The sequence below is a fragment of the Bradyrhizobium sp. KBS0727 genome, from assembly GCF_005937885.2.
Taxonomy (GTDB): Bacteria; Pseudomonadota; Alphaproteobacteria; order Rhizobiales; family Xanthobacteraceae; genus Bradyrhizobium.
In genome coordinates this window covers 358,275-373,816 of the sequence record NZ_CP042176.1, presented here as the reverse complement: position 1 = coordinate 373,816, position 15,542 = coordinate 358,275, and the positions used below count along the sequence as shown (strand labels likewise).

Annotated in this window: 14 protein-coding genes; 9 read left to right on the top strand and 5 right to left on the bottom strand. The window is 62.5% G+C overall.

The features are described 5' to 3' along the window. Positions 1 to 54: 54 nt before the first annotated feature. The gene (locus FFI89_RS01765; RefSeq protein ID WP_138832332.1) at positions 55 to 894 is read right to left on the bottom strand and encodes an SDR family oxidoreductase; all 840 of its coding nucleotides are present in this window, start codon (positions 892 to 894) and stop codon (positions 55 to 57) included. Positions 895 to 1,067: 173 nt separating this feature from the next. Between FFI89_RS01765 and FFI89_RS01760 the strand changes: the two genes are divergently transcribed. The 3 genes from FFI89_RS01760 to FFI89_RS01750 all read left to right on the top strand — a co-directional run bounded on the left by FFI89_RS01760 (position 1,068) and on the right by FFI89_RS01750 (position 4,575). After that, a complete protein-coding gene (locus FFI89_RS01760) occupies positions 1,068 to 2,042 on the top strand; it encodes an NADPH:quinone oxidoreductase family protein (RefSeq protein ID WP_138832330.1) in 975 nt (324 codons plus the stop codon). Between the two features lie 413 nt (positions 2,043 to 2,455). Then, the gene (locus tag FFI89_RS01755) at positions 2,456 to 3,361 is read left to right on the top strand and encodes a hypothetical protein (protein ID WP_138832328.1); all 906 of its coding nucleotides are present in this window, start codon (positions 2,456 to 2,458) and stop codon (positions 3,359 to 3,361) included. A 35-nt stretch (positions 3,362 to 3,396) separates the two neighbouring features. Next, positions 3,397 to 4,575, top strand: a complete 1,179-nt coding sequence (locus FFI89_RS01750) for a TAXI family TRAP transporter solute-binding subunit (protein WP_138832326.1) — start codon at positions 3,397 to 3,399, stop codon at positions 4,573 to 4,575. A 135-nt stretch (positions 4,576 to 4,710) separates the two neighbouring features. On the opposite strand, the gene FFI89_RS01745 is transcribed toward FFI89_RS01750, so the two are convergent. Both FFI89_RS01745 and FFI89_RS01740 read right to left on the bottom strand, forming a co-directional pair. After that, positions 4,711 to 5,094 (bottom strand): YkvA family protein, encoded by a 384-nt coding sequence (locus tag FFI89_RS01745; RefSeq protein ID WP_138832324.1) that lies wholly within the window; start codon positions 5,092 to 5,094, stop codon positions 4,711 to 4,713. Between the two features lie 109 nt (positions 5,095 to 5,203). Next, a complete protein-coding gene (locus tag FFI89_RS01740; protein ID WP_138832322.1) occupies positions 5,204 to 5,509 on the bottom strand; it encodes a 4a-hydroxytetrahydrobiopterin dehydratase in 306 nt (101 codons plus the stop codon). Between the two features lie 216 nt (positions 5,510 to 5,725). Here FFI89_RS01740 and FFI89_RS01735 point away from each other — a divergent pair, with 216 nt between their 5' ends. Beyond that, entirely contained in the window at positions 5,726 to 7,147 is a 1,422-nt protein-coding gene (locus FFI89_RS01735; RefSeq protein WP_138832320.1) for a TAXI family TRAP transporter solute-binding subunit, read from the top strand. A 223-nt stretch (positions 7,148 to 7,370) separates the two neighbouring features. Next, positions 7,371 to 8,921 (top strand): alkaline phosphatase, encoded by a 1,551-nt coding sequence (locus FFI89_RS01725; RefSeq protein WP_138832318.1) that lies wholly within the window; start codon positions 7,371 to 7,373, stop codon positions 8,919 to 8,921. A 15-nt stretch (positions 8,922 to 8,936) separates the two neighbouring features. Here FFI89_RS01725 and FFI89_RS01720 read toward each other — a convergent pair whose 3' ends face one another. After that, the gene (locus FFI89_RS01720; protein WP_168212744.1) at positions 8,937 to 9,344 is read right to left on the bottom strand and encodes a response regulator; all 408 of its coding nucleotides are present in this window, start codon (positions 9,342 to 9,344) and stop codon (positions 8,937 to 8,939) included. A 176-nt stretch (positions 9,345 to 9,520) separates the two neighbouring features. On the opposite strand from FFI89_RS01720, the gene FFI89_RS01715 reads away from it, so the two are divergent. From FFI89_RS01715 to FFI89_RS01705, 3 genes are all read left to right on the top strand, one after another. Then, positions 9,521 to 10,276 carry a Crp/Fnr family transcriptional regulator gene (locus FFI89_RS01715; RefSeq protein WP_138832316.1) on the top strand — a complete coding sequence of 252 codons (756 nt, stop codon included), beginning with the start codon at positions 9,521 to 9,523 and terminating at the stop codon, positions 10,274 to 10,276. A 245-nt stretch (positions 10,277 to 10,521) separates the two neighbouring features. Beyond that, positions 10,522 to 12,345 carry a translational GTPase TypA gene (gene typA, locus FFI89_RS01710; RefSeq protein WP_092518200.1) on the top strand — a complete coding sequence of 608 codons (1,824 nt, stop codon included), beginning with the start codon at positions 10,522 to 10,524 and terminating at the stop codon, positions 12,343 to 12,345. Positions 12,346 to 12,457: 112 nt separating this feature from the next. After that, a complete protein-coding gene (locus tag FFI89_RS01705) occupies positions 12,458 to 13,711 on the top strand; it encodes an NAD(P)/FAD-dependent oxidoreductase (RefSeq protein ID WP_138832314.1) in 1,254 nt (417 codons plus the stop codon). Positions 13,712 to 13,894: 183 nt separating this feature from the next. Here FFI89_RS01705 and FFI89_RS01700 read toward each other — a convergent pair whose 3' ends face one another. Beyond that, positions 13,895 to 14,866, bottom strand: a complete 972-nt coding sequence (locus FFI89_RS01700; protein WP_138832313.1) for an alpha/beta fold hydrolase — start codon at positions 14,864 to 14,866, stop codon at positions 13,895 to 13,897. Positions 14,867 to 15,082: 216 nt separating this feature from the next. Here FFI89_RS01700 and FFI89_RS01695 point away from each other — a divergent pair, with 216 nt between their 5' ends. Continuing rightward, positions 15,083 to 15,511 carry an Rrf2 family transcriptional regulator gene (locus FFI89_RS01695; protein ID WP_246669351.1) on the top strand — a complete coding sequence of 143 codons (429 nt, stop codon included), beginning with the start codon at positions 15,083 to 15,085 and terminating at the stop codon, positions 15,509 to 15,511. Positions 15,512 to 15,542: the final 31 nt, after the last annotated feature.

Genomic DNA, 15,542 nt, shown 5'->3' with positions numbered 1-15,542 from the left:
ATGCAAGTCTTCTTAGCAAAACCTTTTAGCGGAAGCTTTACACAGCCTGCGAACTCAGCCACCGGCGCGGCCGGCGCGCTGCTTCTCCCACTGCGCTTCGGTCCATTGCAGCAGATCCTCCGCGCCGGAACTGCGCAAATGCGAGCCGCCGTCCTGCACCACCATCTCGCCATTGATGTAGCCGGCCTGGTCGGAAATCAGGAAGCTCGCCAGATTGGCGAGTTCGCTGTGTTCACCGGCGCGACCGAGCGGATTGCGATGCGCCCAGCTTTCGTCGCGGCCCTCCGGCCGCAACTGGCCCGCCGCGCCCGGCGTCGGAAAGGCTCCCGGCGCGATCGCGACCGTGCGGATGCCCTTCGGGCCCCATTCCACCGCAAGGCTCCTGGTCATCGCCAGCACGGCGGTCTTTGCCATCGCCGACGGCACCGTGAAGGCCCGCCCGGTGATGGTCGAGGTCGACAGAATGCTCAGCACCACGCCCTTGTGCTTGCCCTCGATCCAGCGCTTGCCGGCGGCAAGCGTGCAATACATCGTGCCATGCAGCGTCGGCGCCAGGATCGCATCCGCGGCCCGGAACGACAAATGTTCGGTCTGCGCGATGAAGGTCGCGGCGGCGTTGTTGACCAGCACGTCAATTGGCGCCTCGCCCCAGACCGTATCCATCATGGCGTCGACCGCGGCGCCGTCGCGGATATCGCATCGCGCCACCGAAACCTTGCCGCCGATTTCGCTGCGCATCTGCGCCGCGGTCGCCTCCAGCAGTTCGAGCCGGCGGCCGCAAATGATCAGCTCGGCGCCGAGTTCGACGAAGCGGCGCCCCATCGCGGCCCCGAGCCCGGAGCCGCCGCCGGTGACCAAAATCCGCTTCCCCGCCAGCAGGCCTTTTTCAAACATTGTTTCACTCCCTGTTGCCCCGTCATGGCGAGGCGTTTGTTCGGCGCTGCATCCAGTCGAGGGACGGTCGTCCTGCGCACAACCCAAATGCATCCGAATCGGATTGTAGCCCGGCTTCAAATCCGGCATGAAGCATCCAGCCTTCCTTGTGCGTCCGAAAATCAGGTGTGTCCATGAAAGCCATTCTCTGCTCGCAATATTGCCAACCCGACGATCTCGTGCTGGCCGACGTGCCCGATCCCGTCGCCGAGCCGGGCCAGGCCGTGATCGCGATCAAATCCGCCGCGCTGAATTTCTTCGACATCCTGATGATCCAGGGCAAGTACCAGATCAAACCGCCGTTCCCGTTCTCGCCGGCCGCCGAAGTCGCGGGCGTGATCGAAAGCGTCGGCGCCGGGGTTACCGACCTGAAGGTCGGCGATCGCGTGGTGGCTTCCTGCGGCCACAACGGCGCGCGCGAAAAGATCGCGCTTCCGGCGAATACGATCGTGAAGATTCCGGACAATCTGGATTTCGATCGCGCCGCCGGAATCATCATCATCTACGGCACGGCGCTGCACGCGCTGGAAGATCGCGCCAGCCCGAAGCCCGGCGAGACGCTGGCGGTGCTGGGCGCTGCCGGCGGTACCGGCCTCGCCGCCTGCGAACTCGGCAAACTGATGGGCCTGAAGGTGATCGCCTGCGCGTCCTCGGACGAAAAGCTCGAATTCGCCAAGGCGCACGGCGCCGAGCTGACGCTGAACTACACCAAGGAAGACCTGAAGGAAGGCCTGAAGCGGCTGACCGGCGGCAAGGGTGTCGACATTATTTTCGATCCGGTCGGCGGCGGCTATGCCGAAGCCGCGTTGCGCGCCATCGCATGGGAAGGTCGCTTCCTGGTGATCGGTTTTGCCGCCGGCGACATTCCGAAGATGCCGCTCAACCTGGCACTACTCAAGGGCTGCGATATCCGCGGCGTATTCTGGGGCGCATGGACCAAGCTCAACCCGGAAAAGAACCGCGCCAATCTGGAGAAGCTCGTGAAGTGGACGGCGGAAGGCAAGATCTCCTCGCATGTCGACCGCACCTTCCCGCTGGCGCAAACCGCCGAGGCGCTGAAAGTCCTCGCCGGCCGGCAGGCGATGGGCAAGGTGATCCTGCATCCCTGAGACGCAGCGCTTTGCCGGCGATAACGTTGTCGTTGTTTGGCCGAGCCACAGCCGCCGGCAGCGACAACGGTTCATTTGTTACAGACGGCGGCCAATGCTCGGCCGCCGTATCATTGCAGGACACTCGCGCCGCATGATCGCGCGCATCGGGCCGAATGTTCGCGACGTTCACCGCTTCGTTCCCGCATGCATTTTGAGATACTTACTCGCTAGTTAATCCGCACTTCAATTCTCTGAATTAGGCGATCGCGCCTCAATCAAACCAAAATATCTCCCAATTCGCGCCGGCGAGCGTCGTTTTTTGAACCCATTCAGCGTGCGATTTAGAAATCAGTAAGGGTTCCCGCGCGCCAGAAATAATTACAACCAGTTGCCGGGATGCCCACAGTTGCGTTCGTAGTGGGAGCATCGCCATGGTTGAAATTACAAGGCAGGTTCATTCAAGGGATCCGTACGACAGGTTCGACGAAGCCATCCGCGATCCCCGATTGTATGAGACGCGCCAACCGGGTCGAGCCGTCGGGCTGTATGAGGCGCCGGAACAACTGCAGGACGATGCGCTGGCCAACGAGCCGGTTCCGCTATTCCTTTCCAATTATGAAGATGACGAACCCAACCACCGGTTTGGCAGCGGCGGCGAGCGGAACATCAGCCGTGCGCTGCTCTGGTCGCGAATTCTCAAGGGCGGAATCGCGGCAGCATCCGTTGCCGGCATCGCGCTGGCGATCATGTCGATGGACAATCCGCTTTCGGTGTTTGCCAATGCGAAGGCCTCGCTCGCCGGCGACACACCCGGTCAGCTCAGCGCAACAGAGGCTGCACTGCCGCCACAAAGCGTCGCCGCGCGGCCGACAAATTCCGAACCGGCGCCGGATAATGCGACGCCCCGGCGTATTCAGCCTGCCGGGCTGACATCGGTCTCGCCGACGCGCGACGAAATCGCAGCCGCCTATCAGGACGCGCTCAAGAGCAAGGTGGTGGCGATCGAACCGGCGACGCAAGCGGCCCCGGCGGAGGTGGTTCCGCCGCCGTCGGCAAGGCGCATCGATCCGGATGAACTTGCGACGCTGCTGAAGCGCGCGAAGGGACTGCTCGCGATCGGCGACATCACCTCCGCCCGCCTGCTGCTCGAGCGTGCGGCGGATGCGCAGGAAGCGGACGCGGCGCTGATGCTGGCGGGGACGTATGACCCGCAGGTGCTCGGCACCCAGGACACGCGCAGCATCACGCCCGATCCGGCCGCGGCGCGGCTCTGGTACCAGAAGGCGGCCCAACTCGGCTCGGTCGACGCTAGGCGCCGCCTCCAGACTCAAAACTAAGCTTACTCGAAGGCAGGCAATACCCAGGGGGATACATGCGACGTTTGTTTGGACTGGCACTGGTTGCCATCGCGATGGTTTGCGGCCAGGCGGCGCAGGCCGAGGAAACGGAATACGATCCGGCCAAGGTCAGCGAAAGCCTCAAGGCGATTTTCCAGTTCGGTTCGACCGCCACCAAGCAGGCGCTTAACCAGAACACGGTCACGCTGATCTCGGGAACGATCGGCGGCACCTACGTACAGTTCGGCGCCGACCTCGCCTCCGTGCTCGACGACGGCAACAAGTTGCGCATACTCCCGATCGTCGGCCGCGGTTCGGTGCAGAGCGTCGCCGATATTCTGTTCCTGCAGGGCGTCGATCTCGGCATCGTGCGCTCCGACACGCTCGACTATCTCGAGCGGAAGGGCTTTGCGAAGGACATCAAGAAGCAGTTCACCTATGTGACCAAGCTCTACAATGAGGAAGTGCACGTCATCGCATCGAAATCGGTCCGCAGCCTCAGGGATCTCGAGGGCAAGACCGTCAGCGTCGACCTTCCCAATGGCGGCACCTTCGTTACCGCGCTGACCGTGTTCGAGCGGCTCGGCATGAAGCCCAAGGTCGTCTATATCGAACAGCGCATCGCGATGGAAAAGCTGAAGGCCGGCGAAATCGACGCCGTCATCGTCTGCGGCGGCAAGCCCTACAAGTCCGTCAGCACGTTCAAGGACGACCGCTTCCATCTCGTGAACGTCAACTACGACAAGCCGCTGCAGAAGGACTATCTGCCCGCGAGCCTGACCGCGAAGGATTATCCGAACCTGATTTCCGGAGAAGAGCGCGTCGACACCATCGCGGTTCCCGCGGTACTGGCGGCCTATAATTGGGCGCCGAACACCGACCGGTATCGCAAGCTCGCGCTGTTCGTCGACGCCTTCTTCACCAAGTTTCCGACGTTCCAGAACCCGCCTTTCCATCCCAAGTGGAAGGAAGTCTCGCTGTCGGCCCCGCTGCAGGACTGGCAGCGCTTTCCGGCCGCCGACCAATGGCTGAAGAACCACAACATCGAAGCGGTGACGCGCGCCAGGTTCGACGAATTCCTGAAACAAAGTCCGACGACCGCCGCCAGCGTGAAAAACGATACCGACCGGGAAGCGCTGTTCAAGCAGTTCCAGGCGTGGGAAGCCGACAAGAACGCGCGGGCGCAGGTCCGCCCGGCCGGCGCGGCGAAGTAAACCTCGTCATGGCCGGGCTTGTCCCGGCCATCCACGTCTTTCTTGTTTGATGTAAAGCAAAGACGTGGATGCCCGGCACAAGGCCGGGCATGACTGTAAATGAATGCTGGTCGCGTTCTCTGCGGACTTCGTTTGCTATTCCGCCTCTGAAGTCTCAATTCCGCGCTTCAGCGCGGCGCGGGCGGCGTCACGATGTTCCGGGGTGATGTGCCCCGCGACCATGCGGATGGCGGTGGCCAGGATCGCGGCATCATCGGTGAAACCGAGCACCGGCAGCATGTCGGGGATGAAGTCGAACGGCAGGATGAAATAGGCGATGGCGCCGAGCAGCGCCGCCTGGACGTGACGCGGCGTCTGTTTGTCGAACGCGCAATAATAGGCCGCAAGCAGATCCTCGGCGAAGGGAAGCTTCGCGACGACCCGCTTCAGCTTGATCCAGAAGCGCCGGCGCACGCTCTCGCGGTCCTGCGCCAGCCGATCGGCTGGCTCGAAACCCACGGTATGTTCGGACGATGCCATCACGGCACTCCCCCTCGAAGCCGGCGCGGCGGGTCGCTTCGCCTGAAAACGCTACGCTCAACAGTTGGGGACGTCCGGCCGCTGCCGCAAGGCCGAACGAGGCGCGGAATCAACTGACGCCCAGTTGCCTCGCGATCGCATTCATGGCCAGGGCCAGCTCGATATCGAGCCGGGTGACGCCGTGGGCGTCATGGGTCGCCAGCACCACGTCCACCGTCTTGTAGACGTTCTTCCACTCCGGATGATGGTCCTTCTTTTCGGCCACCAGGGCCGCGCGGGTCATGAAGCCGAAGGCTTCGTTGAAATCGCTGAAGGAGAATGTCCGGGCGATCGCCTCGCGACCGCTGGTCTCGGACCAGCCGGGCAGTTCCGCCAGCGCCGCTCGGCGCGCCTCCGCCGACAACCGTTCCGCCATGATCGCCTCCCTGTTTCACACCGACCTAACCTAACACCGATAGGCGCCCGCGGGATCCCCAGCCCAAACGAACCGACAGGCGCGTCCAATAGCCACGCGCGGCCCCCGGTAACCATGACGTAGATGTAACCCCGGTTCGGCGGGAATTTTGCTAGAATGGCCCCATAAGCAGGTCGCCGACATGACAATGCAGCTCAAACGATTGTTCAGGGATTGATGACCGACGGCTCCGACGCTGCCGAAAAGCTGGCCCCACCCGCGGCCCGCCCGGCCAAGCAGCGGCTGACATTCGTCATGCTGGCCGGCGTGCTGGCGATCGTCGGCGCGCTGGCGGCAGGTTACTATTTTGCGATGCGCCCGGTGACGCTGCGGATCGCGGTCGGCCCGGCCAACAGCGACGACCTCAAGGTGGTCCAGGCGCTGACGCAGGCCTTCAACAATCAGCAACGCAGCCAGGTCCGGCTGCGCCCGCTTCAGACCGACGGCGCCGGCGCCAGCGCCAATCTGCTCGGCGAAGGCAAGGCCGATCTCGCCATCATCCGCGGCGACCTCGATGTGCCGAAGAACGCACTGGCGGTGGCGACGCTGCGCAAGAACGTCGTGGTGCTTTGGGTGCCCCCCGCGCAAAAGACCAAGGGCAAGAAGGCCGCGCCGAAGATCTCGAAAATCGCGCAGCTCGCCGGCCGCAAGGTCGGCGTCGTCGGCCGCACCCCGGCCAACGTCAATTTGCTGAAAGTGGTTCTGCAGCAATACGGCGTCGATCCTGCCAAGGTCGAGATCATCCAGTTCCCGGCCAACGAGGCCGCCGACGCCATTCGCAACCAGAAGGCGGATGCCTATCTCGCCGCAGGTCCCGTCAACAGCAAGATCACCGCGGATGCGATCGCGGCTTCGACCCGCGACGGCGGAACGCCGAAATTCCTGGCGATCGATCTGGCCGACGCGATTGCGCAGAACCACCCGGCCTATGAGGCGTCCGAAATCCCGGCCGGAACCTTTGGCGCCGGGCCGGACAAGCCCGAGGACGAGGTCAAGACGATCAGTTTCTCGCACCACATCGTGGCGCGCAAAGGCGTTTCGGAATCGACCATCGCCGCCTTCACCCGGCAATTATTTGCGATCCGGCAAAACCTGAAGACCGAATTTCCGCTGGCGGCGAAAATCGAGACGCCTGACACCGACAAGGACGCCACCATCCCGGTCCATCCCGGCGCCGCCGCGTTTGTCGACGGCGAGGAAAAAACCTTCCTCGATCGCTACAGCGATTTCATCTGGTGGGGATTGATGGGACTGTCGGCGATGGGCTCCGCCGGTGCGTGGTTTGCCGGCTACCTGAAAAAGGACGAGCGCAGCCTCAACACATCGCAGCGCGACCGGCTGCTCGACATGCTCGCCGCCGCCCGCAGCTGCGATTCGATGGACGAACTCGACCGGATGCAGTCGGAAGCCGACGCCATCCTGCGCGATACGTTGCTGTGCTTCGAGCACGGCGCAATCGAGGACGGAACCCTGACCGCCTTCAACATCGCGATCGAGCAATTCCACAGCGCCGTCGCCGACCGCAAGGCGCTGTTGGTGAGCATGCCGCAAAACCTGCAGCGGGCGAGCGCGCAATTCCGGGCCGCCGGTACCGCCTGAGCGGCGTATTTCTGTAATCGGGCCGTCACGGAACTTTCCTATAGCGTTTTCACTCCGAGTCATTCCGGGGCGATGCGTCAGCATCGAACTGGGATGTGCAGTTGCACATCTGGGAATCTCGAGATTCCCCGGGGTGCAATTGCACCCCTGAGGTCTGGTCCTTCGGACCATCCCGGAATGACCGCACTCCGACAATTCTCGTCAAACCAAAAACGAGGCTCGCATGACGTTCCGCATTTCCCGACGCCGCTTTCTTTCCACCGCGGGGTCCGGCGCCATCGGCGCGCTGGCAATGCCCTATCTCAGCCGTGCCGCTGACCGGCCACTGATCACGCACGGCGTGCAATCCGGCGACGTTGGCGCCGATGGCGGCGTGGTGTGGGCGCGCGCCGACCGGCCTGCGCAGATGATGGTCGAGGTCGCCACCACGGAATCGTTTGCCAATGCGCGGTCGCTGCCGCCGATCGCGGCTCTGCCCGAAAGCGATTTCACCGCAAAAATGCTGCTGGAAAACCTGCCCGCGGGACAGGACATTTTCTACCGTGTCCGCTTTCGCGACCTTTCCCACACCGATATCCAGAGCGAGGCGGTGGTCGGACGATTCCGCACCGCGCCGGCCGATCGCCGCGACGTCAGTTTCGTCTGGGGCGGCGACGTCGCCGGGCAGGGCTGGGGCATCAACCCGGATGACGGCGGCATGTTCACCTTTGCCACCATGCGCAAGCATCGCCCGGATTTCCTGCTGCATTCCGGTGACACCATCTATGCCGATGGGGTGATCCCTGCCGAGGTCAAGCTTGCCGACGGCAAGCTCTGGAAGAACGTGACGATCCCGGAAAAGGCCAAGGTCGCCGAAACGCTCGACGAATTCCGCGCCGCTCACAAGTACAATTTCATGGACGACAACCTGCGCGCCTTCAACGCCGAGGTGCCGATCTTCGTGCAGTGGGACGACCACGAGGTCACCAACAACTGGTCGGCCTCGAAGCAGTTGCCTGCCGCCTACAAGGAGCGCGACATCACCCTGCTCGCGGCGCGCGCCGCCCGCGCGTTTCACGAAATGTATCCGATGCGTGAAAGCATCGTGGAGCCGGGCCGGGTCTATCGCACGCTCAATTACGGTCCGCATCTCGACGTGTTCATGCTGGACGAGCGCAGCTATCGCAGTCCCAACGGTCCGAACCTGCAGACCACTTATGGGCCCGACAGCTATTTCATCGGGCCCGATCAGCTTGCCTGGCTGAAGCGCGCGCTGTTGAACTCGCGCGCCACCTGGAAGGTGATCGCCTCCGACATGCCGCTCAGCATCATCGTCTATGACGATGCGCCCAACAAGAAGGGCTCGGAAGCATTTGCGCAGGGCGACGGACCGCCGCGCGGGCGCGAACTGGAGATCGCCGACATCCTTCGCTTCATCAAGACGTCAGGCGTCGTCAACACGGTATGGCTGACGGCGGACGTGCATTACGCCGCCGCGCACTACTACAACCCGGACAAGGCCCAGTTCCAGGAATTCGATCCGTTCTGGGAATTCGTCTCCGGCCCGCTGCACGCCGGCACGTTCGGCCCGAACGAACTCGACAACACCTTCGGTCCGGAGGTGCGATTCATCAAGGCGCCGGGGCTCGACAAGCAAAACCTGCCGCCATCCGCTGGCATGCAGTTCTTCGGCCACGTCAAGATCGATGGCGCCAGCGGGCAGATGACGGTGACGCTGCGCGATCGCGCCGACGTTGCGTTGTGGTCGACGACACTCGATCCGAAGACGGTTTGAAAGACTCGACGACGCTTAGCGTGCGGCGCGGCCTTGGCTCAACAAGGCCCGAAGCGCATCGGTCGAATACGGCTTGGGCAGCCGCGGCTTGTTGGCGAAGGCCGCGGGCAGTCGGGCATCGCTGCCATAGCCGGTGACGAAGGCGAACGGAATCTTCAGCGCCTCCAGCCGTTCGGCGACCGCAAAACTCTTCTCGCGGATCAGGCCGACGTCGAGCAGCGCAAAATCCGGCGGCCGTTCGTCGACGAGATCGAGCGCCCTGGCCACGCTGGCCGCGGTGCGCACCGTCTTCACGCCAAAGCCGAGAATCGTGTCTTCGAAGTCGAGCGCGATGATCGGGTCGTCCTCGACGATCAACACGTCGTTGGGCACGCCGTCGACAAAGCCGGGTTTCATGACCGCACCGGATGACAGGTTCAACATGGATGCCTCGCCGGAAGCCCGAAGAAGTACCTGAGGGCCCGGCGCCTCGGGAGGAGCGCGCCGCAGGTTCCGGAACTCAAACCACCACATCGCCGTTCTACCGTCTGTCCACTTGTGAACATACCGACGGTATCAATCGGATTATTGTGCCCCGGGCCGCAGAACGGGAACCTGTCATGCCGACGCGACCAAACGAGGCGGCCGGCGAGCGGCCGTTCAACAACCTGCTGCGCCGCCTGAACAGCGCCGATTTTGCCCTGATCGAACCGTATCTGACCGCGACCGACGGCAATCCCAGCGACCTGCTCTACAACCCGGGCGACAATGTCGAGATCGTGCACTTCCCCTGCGGCCCCAGCCTGGCGTCCTACATGGTTCCCAATGAGGACGGCCGCGACGTCGAAACCATCCTGATCGGCCGCGAAGGCGCGGTCGGCGGCATCGTCAGCCAGGGCTTTCTGCCGGCCTATACCCGGATCATGGTCAAATTCGCCGGCCCCTTCGTGCGGCTGCCGGTAAGCAAGCTCGATGCGGCGAAGTCGAAATCGCGCACGCTGAGCAATGTTTTCGCCCGCTACGCCGACTGTATGCTGGCGCAGATCTTCCAGTCCACGGCTTGCAACGCCATCCATTCGATCGAGCAGCGAACCGCGAAATGGATCATTTCGGCGATGGAGCGCACGGATGGCGAGGAGGTCGTGCCGCTGACCCATGAACAGCTCGCGACGCTGCTCGGGGTCGGCCGCTCCTATACCAGCCGGGTGATCCAGACCTTCAAGGCGGAGGGTATTTTGGAGACCCGCCGGGGCTCGATCCTGGTCCGCAACCCCGATGCCCTGCGGACCCGGTCCTGCCTTTGCAACGAGGCCGTGAAGAACCATTTCGAGGACGTTTTACGGGGGGTCTATCCTGACCCCGAAAAGGGGAATTAGGCCGCTGCCAAGCGACTGCCATGCCGAAATCGGCTAACCAACCGGCCAATAAACCCTTGTTTTTTGACGTTTTCTGAATATATTGCGCCGCAACGAGTAAGGTGTGCCCGGTCCTTTTGGCCGGGCTTCCCTTTTTGGGACCAAGTGTCCCCCGAATTTCAGGTTTTGAGCACGATCCGGAAAAGTGGGTCCCGGTTTTCCGGCGAGATCGCGCTCCAGCCTATGTCCTGATGCAGAAGAGAATCATGAAGCTTCGCAACATCGCCATCATCGCCCACGTCGACCACGGCAAAACCACGCTGGTCGACAAGCTGCTGCAACAATCGGGCACCTATCGCGACAACGAACGTCAGGTAGAGCGCGCGATGGACTCCAACGATCTGGAGCGCGAACGCGGCATCACTATTCTGGCCAAGTGCACCTCGGTGCAGTGGAAAGACACTCAGATCAACATCGTCGACACCCCCGGCCACGCCGATTTCGGTGGTGAGGTCGAGCGCATCCTGTCGATGGTCGACGGCGTGATCGTGCTGGTCGACGCCGCCGAAGGCCCGATGCCGCAGACCAAGTTCGTGGTCGGCAAGGCACTCAAGCTCGGCCTGAAGCCGATCGTCGCCATCAACAAGGTCGACCGTCCGGACGCCCGCATCACCGAAGTCGTGAACGAGGTGTTTGACCTGTTCGCCGCGCTCGACGCTACCGACGACCAGCTCGATTTCCCGATCCTCTACGGTTCCGGCAAGAACGGTTGGATGGGGACCACCCCGGAGGCCTCCCATGAGGACGGCATGCAGCCGCTGTTCGACCTCGTAATCAAGCACGTGGCGCCGCCGGTGGTCGAGGAAGGCCCGTTCCGGCTGCTCGGCACCATCCTTGAGGCCAACCCCTATCTCGGCCGCATCATCACCGGCCGCATCGCCTCCGGCTCGGTCAAACCGAACCAGTCGGTGAAGGTGATTTCGCGCGACGGCAAGCTGGTGGAAACCGGCCGCATCACCAAGATCCTGGCGTTCCGCGGCCTTGAACGGCAGCCGGTCGACCTCGCCGAGGCCGGTGACATCGTCGCGATCGCGGGCTTGCCCAAGGGCACCGTCGCTGACACCTTCTGCGATCCGAGCGTCGAAACGCCGATCCAGGCGCAGCCGATCGATCCGCCGACGGTGTCGATGTCGTTCATCGTCAACAACTCCCCGCTCGCCGGCACCGAAGGCGACAAGGTCACCAGCCGCCTGATCCGCGACCGCCTGCTTCGCGAGGCCGAGGGTAACGTCGCGCTCCGCGTCGTCGAATCGCAGGACCGCGATGCCATGGAAGTGTCGGGCCGCGGCGAATTACAGCTCGCGATCCTGATCGAGACCATGCGCCGCGAAGGTTTCGAGCTGTCGGTGTCGCGCCCGCGCGTGGTGCTGACCAAGGACGAGAACGGCACCTTGCTGGAGCCGGTCGAGGAAGTCGTGATCGACGTCGACGAGGAGTTCTCCGGCGTGGTCGTGCAGAAGATGAGCGAGCGCAAGGCCGAGATGATCGAGATGCGCCCATCCGGCGGCAACCGCCTGCGCCTGGTATTCTACGCGCCGACCCGCGGCCTGATCGGCTACCAGGGTGAACTGATGACCGACACCAAGGGCACGGCGATCATCAACCGCCTGTTTCACAACTACCTGCCCTACAAGGGCGACATCCAGGGCCGCCGCAACGGCGTGCTGATCTCCAACGATCAGGGCGAGGCGGTCGCCTACGCCATGTTCAAGCTGGAAGACCGCGGCCCGATGATGATCGAGCCGGGCTGGAAGGTCTACAAGGGCATGATCGTCGGCGAGCACACCCGCGACAACGACCTCGAGATCAACATCCTCAAGGGCAAGCAGCTCACCAACATCCGCACCACATCGAAGGACGAAGCGGTGCGCCTGACGCCGCCGATCCGCATGACCCTGGAAAAGGCGCTGGCCTATATCGAGGAAGACGAACTGGTCGAGATCACCCCGAAGTCGATCCGCCTGCGCAAGAAGTTCTTGGACGCCAACGACCGCAAGCGCGCGGAAAAGTCCAAGCAGGAAGTGGCGTAAGGGCGCGAGTAGCGAATAGCGAATAGCGAATAGAAAGCATTTTCGGGCCCGCTCGATCTGCGATACGCTTCCTTCCTATTCGCCACTCCCTATTCGCCATTCGCCCCTTCTCATGTCTCTCCCCTCGGAAATAGACGTCGCCATCATCGGCGCCGGCGCCGCAGGCCTCGGCGCCGCGCATGCCCTGAAGCATTCAAGCCTCTCCACCCTCGTGCTGGAAGCGCGGGACCGCGTCGGCGGCCGCGCCCACAGCATCATGGCCTCGCCTGACGTCGTCTTCGACGTCGGCTGTGGCTGGCTGCATTCGGCCGACCAAAACTCGTTCGTGAAAATCGCCGAACAGCTCGACTTCGAGATCAACAAGACCTTGCCGCCCTGGCGCGAACGCGCCTACGGCAAGGCGTTCCCGAAGGAAGAGCGCGACCATTTCATGGCTGCCCTCGACGCCTTCTATGACCGCGCCGAGCAAGCGGCCAAGGTCGCCAAGAAAAATCGCCGCGACAGCGCCGCCGGTCTCTGCCTCGAACCGGGCAATCGCTGGAATCCGATGATCGACGCGATCTCGACCTACATCAACGGCTGCGAACTCGACCAGGTCTCGATCCTGGACATGGACGCCTATGAAGACACCGAGACCAACTGGCGCGTCCGGCGCGGCTATGGCGCGCTGGTGGCGGCCTACGGTGCATCATGCCCGCTCGCGCTCAATTGCGAGGTGACGCTGATCGATCATTCCGGCCAGCGCATCCGCATCGAGACCTCGCGAGGCACGCTCCGCGCCGACAAGGTGATCGTCACCGTGCCGACCAACCTGATCGCCGACGAGGCGATCCGCTTCGATCCGCCTCTGCCTGCCAAGGTCGACGCCGCGCGCGGCCTGCCGCTCGGCCTCGCCGACAAGGTGACGCTCGCTCTCGACGAACCTGAAGCGTTACCGGTCGAAGGCAATCTGCGCGGCGCTACCATGCGCACCGAGATGGGCACCTATCACATCCGCCCGTTCGGCCAGCCCTGCATTGAAGGTTTTTTCGGCGGCCGTTTCGCACAATCGCTGGAAGACGCCGGGCCAGGCGCGTTCGCCGAACATAGCATCGACGAGATCGTGGCCTTCCTCGGCAACGACTTTCGCCGCAAGCTAAAACCGCTCGCGGAATCGCGCTGGGCGCACGATCCCTTCGCCCGCGGCTCCTACTCCCATGCCTTGCCCGGCCACGCCGACAAGCGCGCGGTGCTGGCCGCACCGGTCGACGGGCGGCTGTTCTTTGCGGGCGAAGCGACCTCGCCGGGATTTTTCTCGACCGCGCATGGGGCGCGGGATTCGGGCGAGCGAGCGGCGGGGGAGATTATTGCGCTGCTGAAGGAATGACTTCAGCGACCGTCATTGCGAGGAGCAACGCGACGACTTGTCCGCCGTAGTTCCTCGAGCGAAGGCGGAAGCAATCCATTCTTTCTTCGTGCGGCGCGATCTATTGCTTCGCTCGAAACTGTGCGAGTCCACTAGCCTGCGGCTCGTGGAATACCGATCACGGAGTGCGTAACGACCGAGCTTCTAAAGGCTCCGCGCGAAGTCGATGATCGCGGTGCTGACTTGCTGAGGTCGCTCTTGCGGCGCCCAGTGCCCGCAACCCGGCAAAAATATCGGTTCCTTAAGCATGGGAACAAGACCGGGCATTGCGGCGATTAACTCCCTCATGCCCGGGATGCTCAGACCCACGTCACGTTCGCCGACGATATACAGCGCCGGGATATCGACCGTTTTGCCATTCAGCGCAGCCTGAAGCCTCCAGTTGCGGTCGAGGTTCCGGTAGTAGTTGAGCCCACCACGAAAGCCGCTTTCAGCGAAGGCCGTTGCAAAAATCTCCAGGTCCGCTTTTGATAACCAGATGGGCAACCGAGCCGGATTCGGTAGCGGCGCGAGAAGTCCGTCGCAACGAGACACCATTCCGAAGGGATTGGGCGTGCCATCATTTTCTCGACGCGGCCCAGCTTCGCCAGACGCGCCGAAAAGCAGTTTTCGCATTGTCGTCAGTACATCTCGCTCGAACTCCGCTTCGGCCGTCCCTGGCGCTTGAAAATAGAGTGCATACAGCAGTGCGTGACTGGTCTGCGGGAATATCTGGGTTGGAGGCATTGGGGACTGGCCCATCATCGGGACGCCGAGAGCCACCACGCCTCGAAAACGATCCGGGCGCATCAAGGCTGCTTGCCACGCGATCGTTGCGCCCCAGTCATTGCCAACAATAGTCGCTGTTTCCACCTCCAGGGCGTCAAGCAGGCCTACCATGTCACCTACCAGATGAAAGACGGTGTACTGGTCGGTTTCGATGGGGCTGTCAGTCTTTCCATATCCGCGCATGTCAGGTGCCACAGCGCGGAAACCTGCGTCGGCCAGAGATGCGAGTTGATGTCGCCATGAGTGCGACGTTTCCGGGAAGCCGTGACAGAGTAGAACAAGAGGGCCTTTCCCTTGTTCCGCGACGTTCATGCGGATGCCATTCGCTTCGACAAACCTATACGGCATTTTCTTCTCCCATGGCCGGGGCAGATTCCGACTGACGCTCTGAGCGTGGGCCATCCTGTGAAAGTTGGAAAAGTGATCGAGCCGACGTCGCCTTGAATGAACGGCGTCGCACCGTCGCGCTTTCTAATCCGTAACTACATATGTTACAAATTCGGCTGAGTCAACCAATGCGTAACAAACGATGTTATGGTCTCGTCAGAACGAGGGGAGTTCGCCGTGCGAACCGATAGTCGCCTGTCACGAATGCTCCATGTGCTCACACACATGCAACTTCTTGGGGGAACTGAAACGTCAGACACAATTGCGCTCATGCTCAACACCAATCCGGTGGTGGTGCGCCGAACCATGGCCAAGCTCAAGCAGCAAGGAATCGTCTCATCGGAAGGAGGCCCGGGCGGCGGTTGGAAGCTCTTGCGTAAACCCGAAGAGGTGACTGTTCTAGAAATTCATCGAGCCATAACCGATACCTCGGTTTTCACTCTGGCTTTGTCGTCAGATCATCCAAAGTGCCCCGTCGAGCAGGCAGTAAATGCTCGACTCTCCAAAGCATTTGCGAATGCTGAAGTCGTATTGAAGGAGCAGTTCGGCAAGATAACCTTGGCCGATATCGCTCGCGAATTTCAAGAAACGACACCCGCCAACTGAGAGTGACGCGAAATTTGAGTGCACTAAGGTC

Coding starts and splice junctions, on each gene's coding strand:
- FFI89_RS01765 (WP_138832332.1), bottom strand. CDS start 894: ATGTTTGAAAAAGGCCTGCTGGCGGGGAAGCGGATTTTGGTCACCGGC.
- FFI89_RS01760 (WP_138832330.1), top strand. CDS start 1,068: ATGAAAGCCATTCTCTGCTCGCAATATTGCCAACCCGACGATCTCGTG.
- FFI89_RS01755 (WP_138832328.1), top strand. CDS start 2,456: ATGGTTGAAATTACAAGGCAGGTTCATTCAAGGGATCCGTACGACAGG.
- FFI89_RS01750 (WP_138832326.1), top strand. CDS start 3,397: ATGCGACGTTTGTTTGGACTGGCACTGGTTGCCATCGCGATGGTTTGC.
- FFI89_RS01745 (WP_138832324.1), bottom strand. CDS start 5,094: ATGGCATCGTCCGAACATACCGTGGGTTTCGAGCCAGCCGATCGGCTG.
- FFI89_RS01740 (WP_138832322.1), bottom strand. CDS start 5,509: ATGGCGGAACGGTTGTCGGCGGAGGCGCGCCGAGCGGCGCTGGCGGAA.
- FFI89_RS01735 (WP_138832320.1), top strand. CDS start 5,726: ATGACCGACGGCTCCGACGCTGCCGAAAAGCTGGCCCCACCCGCGGCC.
- FFI89_RS01725 (WP_138832318.1), top strand. CDS start 7,371: ATGACGTTCCGCATTTCCCGACGCCGCTTTCTTTCCACCGCGGGGTCC.
- FFI89_RS01720 (WP_168212744.1), bottom strand. CDS start 9,344: ATGTTGAACCTGTCATCCGGTGCGGTCATGAAACCCGGCTTTGTCGAC.
- FFI89_RS01715 (WP_138832316.1), top strand. CDS start 9,521: ATGCCGACGCGACCAAACGAGGCGGCCGGCGAGCGGCCGTTCAACAAC.
- typA (WP_092518200.1), top strand. CDS start 10,522: ATGAAGCTTCGCAACATCGCCATCATCGCCCACGTCGACCACGGCAAA.
- FFI89_RS01705 (WP_138832314.1), top strand. CDS start 12,458: ATGTCTCTCCCCTCGGAAATAGACGTCGCCATCATCGGCGCCGGCGCC.
- FFI89_RS01700 (WP_138832313.1), bottom strand. CDS start 14,866: ATGCCGTATAGGTTTGTCGAAGCGAATGGCATCCGCATGAACGTCGCG.